Raw genomic sequence first — 4,188 nt, forward strand, 5'->3', positions numbered from 1 at the left:
ACCGCTGGACCACCCGGACGTCGTACCGGCCCACGTCGGTCCAGTAGTGCGTGATGGTGCCGTCCGGCCATGGTCCGCCGGCGTGGTCGTACGGGCCGTCGAGCGGCGAGCCGTCGCCCCAGTCGACCCAGCCCTCGGCCCGGGCCTCGATCCGCAGCACACCGGCCGGCGTCGGGTGCTCGTACACCGCCGTCGGCACCGTGCCGGCCTCGAGGTAGGCCAGCTTGCCGGCCAGCATGTACCCCGGCGCGATGCGCGGTGCCGGCCTGGGGAGGAGGTCCTCGCCCACCACCCGCCAGAACTCGGCCGCCTGGGCAGCGGGCGTGCTCTGCGGCACCGGCGTCCGCTGGCACAGCGGGAACGACGCGGCCGCCAGGCGCCACAGCGCGTTCTGCGCATCCGTCGCCGCCGCCGCCGCCACCGGGTTCGGGTAGCCGCGACGGCGGTTACGGATACATGCTGAACCGTCTGGCTGCGTCTCCACTGTGGGGAAGGTGGCAAAGAACACCAGGCGCTTCGTCGTCGTTCGGCCCGACGCACCGCCTCGCCGAGCTGAACTCTCGGTGCCGCCGGCGTTGGCCACTGAGTCTGACTCCACCGTGTGTCGGACCGAAGAGTTGTTGCGCGAGCGAACGCCATCGACGTCGACGTTCACCGGCGGGCCATGACCTTCCGCCCAGGAGGGCGCCGCCGACGCGGCGACCAACAGGAGTGTCATCAAGAGGGGTCGCCGAAGGACGTCTCTTGCTAGTTCGAAGGACATGGATTGGACGGCTCAGTCCCGTCCCGCCGGAAGCCGTCGGTCGTAATCATCCATGCAGTGCGATTCAGGCTGCGAGGGTCGTTCGATCGATCGAGCGGCTGAAGGGCAACGTATTCGACGACGTCGATCCCGGCATCGAAGTTCACCGCTGAGTAGTCCCTCCTCACGGCGAGCCAGACGCAGCTCGGCGACGCAGCAATGATTCGTTCGACCGTCGTGACCCGGTTGCCCGGTGAAGGCCGGATACCGCCGAGTTGAAGATCCTCAGCGAAGCTGTCGTACCAGCGGTCCACCTGTCTCGTGAACTCTTCGTCGCTGTAGATGGCGTTGAGGTAGTCGGCCGCCGCGGGCGTGAGGTTCTTCGCCGCCACGATCATCCGGGTCGCCTCGCTGTCGACCTCGTCGAGGGCGGCGAGGACGGCGGTCAGGTAGGGCTCGTCGATGACGGGCGGGATCACCGACACGTCGATGGGGGCGGTGGTCGACGAGGTCGACGGCGCCGTCGGGACCGTCGGCTCGGGTGGCGCGCCGGCGCTCTTCGTACACCCGGCGACGGCCAGGGCGCCGACCAACACAGCGGCGATGCCGCGCACGTCGCGCGGACCATATCGTTGCCTTTCATGTTTCGCAACAGGTCGCCGGGATGGCCACGGCAGGCGTCTGCGGCAAGAAGGGGCGCTATGCGCACTTTCTTGCCGCCGGAACGCAAGCCGACCGGAACAGCCGCCGCCCCGGCACCCCGGCCGACCACCAGCCCCGTCCGGGACGGTGAGGAGCTCGGTCCCGTTGCCGGTGACGGCGATGGTGTGCTCAGCGTGGCGGAGACGGGCCGCCGCGGGCGTGAGGTTCTTTGCCGCCACGATCATCCTCGTCGCTTCGCTGTCCACCTCGTCCAACGCTGCCAGGACCGCCGCCAGGTAGGGCTCATCGATGACGGGCGGGACCACCGACACGTCGATCGGGGCGGTGGTGGATGACGTCGCAACCGCCGTCGGGACGGTCGGCTCGGCCGGGGTTCCTTCGCTCCTCGTGCACTCGGCGGCTCTGACCAACACCGCGACGATGCCGCGCACGTCGCGGACCAGATCGTTGCCTTTCATGTTTGGCAACGGGGTCGGCGGGGATTCGCCGGGAACGGCGCGTCCGGCGTGCGCCCATCGCCACCACCCCGGCGCAGGAAGGCACCCCGACCGAGAGCCTGAGGAAGCGCCGGGCATCCGCGCCGCGAGGCACCGGCGACGTTAGGGTGGCGACCGCTTCCCCCCGAACCTCGGGACGGCCCATGGCTTCTGCGACATCGGTTACCACGCGCGCCCGCTCCCTCCATCCGGCGTGGCGCCCCCCGGCGGGCTGGGACGACGACGATCGGCTCCGCCGCCTCCTGGAGGCTCGGCCCGATCTGGCGTCCCCACCTCCCCGTTCGCTGGCCGAGCTGGCCGAGCGGGCCACGGCCGCGCCGAGCGTCGAGGAGGCCTACCGGCGCCTCGACCGCAGCGCCCAACAGGTCGTCGAGGTGCTGGCCCTGCTGCCGGAGCCGGCGCCCCTCGCCGAGCTGGTCTCGGTGCTGGCCCCCGCCACCCGCGCCACGGACGTCGAGGGCCCGCTGGAGCGGCTCGAAGCGCTGGCCCTGGTGTCCCGCCACGGCGACTCGGTCTCCTTGAACCCCGGGTTGTCCCGGGGCCACCACCGGGCCGGGCTCGGCCCTCCCCTCGTCCAGCTCCTGGAGACCACACCCGCCTCCGAGCTGGCCGAGACCTGTCGCCGCCTCGGCGTGAAGCCCGGCAGGAGCCGGGCCGAGCACCTGGTCGCCATCGCCGGGTGCGTCGCCGACCCCTCCCGGGCCCGGCGGATCCTGGAGGAGGCGCCCCCCGGCGCCGCCGGGATCGCCCGGGAGGCGGCCGCCGGTGCTCACGTCCAGGTCCGGGGCAGCGTCTTCTACCTCGACGACCGCACGGCGGCCGGGTGGCTGGCCCACCGGGGCTTCCTCGCCGTGGCCGGGTGGGACCGGCTGGTGATGCCCGGCGAGGTCGGCCTGGCCCTGCGGGGCGGCCACGCCTTCGCCGACTTCTCCCCGGCCGCTCCCACCGTCGCAGCAGTGCCGGTGGACCCGGGGACGGCCGACGCCGCCGGCGCCCAGAACGCCCTCGACCTCGTTGCCGACGTCGCCTCGGTGCTCGAGGTCTGGGCGTCGCAGCCGGCCGCGCTGCTCAAGGGCGGCGGCGTCGGGGTGCGCGAGCTGCGCCGGGCGGCCCGGTCGATCGAGCGGTCCGAACGCGACACCGCCCGGCTGATCGACCTGGCGGCGGCCGCCGGGTTGGTCTGGGTCGACCGGGCCGCCGGCGCCGCCCTGCCCACGGCCGCGTTCGACGAGTGGCTGGCCCTGGCTCCGGCCCCGCGATGGGCGGCGCTGGTCGCCGGGTGGCTGGCGGCCGACTTCCATCCCAGCCTGGCCGGCGTCGCCGACGATCGGGACAAGGTCCTCCCCGCGCTGGTGACCGACGCGCCCGACCCCGGCGCCGCCCCCCAGCGACAGGCCGTCCTCGACGCCATGGCGTCGCTGGCGCCGGGCACGGCCACGTCCGCCCCCGAGGCAGTGGCCGAGCGGGCCCGGTGGTCCTCGCCCGCCCGGTGGGCGACGGGGCCGGCGTCGCCCGGGACGCTGGCCGGTTGGGTCGTCGAGGAGTGCGGCCTGCTCGGCGTGTGGGCCCACGGGTCGCTCACCACCGCCGGCCGGTTGGTCGCCTCAGGCGACGTGGCCGCCGCCCAGGCCGCCCTGGCCGAGCGGGTGCCCGCGCCGGTGGCCGACTTCGTCCTCCAGGCCGACCTGACGGCCGTCGCCCCCGGCGCCCTGGCGCCCGAGGTGGCCCGGGAGCTCGAGCTCATGGCCGACCTGGAGTCGCGGGGGGCGGCCACCGTCTACCGCTTCGGCGAGGCGTCGCTGCGCCGGGCCTTCGACGCCGGGCGCTCGGAGGACGACGTCGCCGGCTTCCTCGAGCGCCACGCGACGCGCGGCGTGCCCCAGGCCCTGGCCTACCTGGTCGCCGACGTCGGCCGCAGGCACGGACGGCTCCGGGTGGGGGCGGTCCGCTCCTACCTGCGCTCGGACGACGTCGCCCTGCTGAGCGAGCTGTCCCGGGCCCGGGCCACCGCCCGGCTGGGCCTTCGCCTGATCGCCCCCACCGTCCTGGTCAGCGACGCCGAACCCGCTCACGTGCTCACCACGCTGCGCGCCGCCGGGTACCTCCCCGTCGAGGAGGACGCGGACGGCGGCCTCGTGGTGGCACGGCCGGCCACCGCCCGGGCGCCGGCCCGGCCCACCGGGCGCCGCCCGACCCCGGCCCGGCCGGCGGCCGATGTCGCCGCCGTGGTGGCGAAGCTGCGCGGTGGGGCGAAGGCGAACGGTGGGGCGAAGGCGAACGGTGGGG

At 74.5% G+C, this 4,188-nt stretch carries 3 protein-coding genes; 1 reads left to right on the plus strand and 2 read right to left on the minus strand.

From position 1 onward, the window contains the following. Together VM242_12350 and VM242_12355 are read right to left on the minus strand one after the other, a co-directional pair. Window positions 1–421: hypothetical protein (locus VM242_12350; protein HVM05954.1), on the minus strand; the 421-nt coding region annotated here is incomplete at its 3' end. A gap of 326 nt (window positions 422–747) precedes the next feature. Continuing rightward, complete coding sequence (locus VM242_12355) at window positions 748–1,863, minus strand: hypothetical protein (protein ID HVM05955.1); 1,116 nt, start codon at window positions 1,861–1,863, stop codon at window positions 748–750. A gap of 182 nt (window positions 1,864–2,045) precedes the next feature. Here VM242_12355 and VM242_12360 point away from each other — a divergent pair. Continuing rightward, window positions 2,046–4,188 (plus strand): helicase-associated domain-containing protein (locus VM242_12360; GenBank protein ID HVM05956.1); only part of this gene is annotated, 2,143 nt, incomplete at its 3' end.

It is taken from the genome of Acidimicrobiales bacterium (assembly GCA_035540975.1).
Lineage (GTDB): Bacteria > Actinomycetota > Acidimicrobiia > Acidimicrobiales.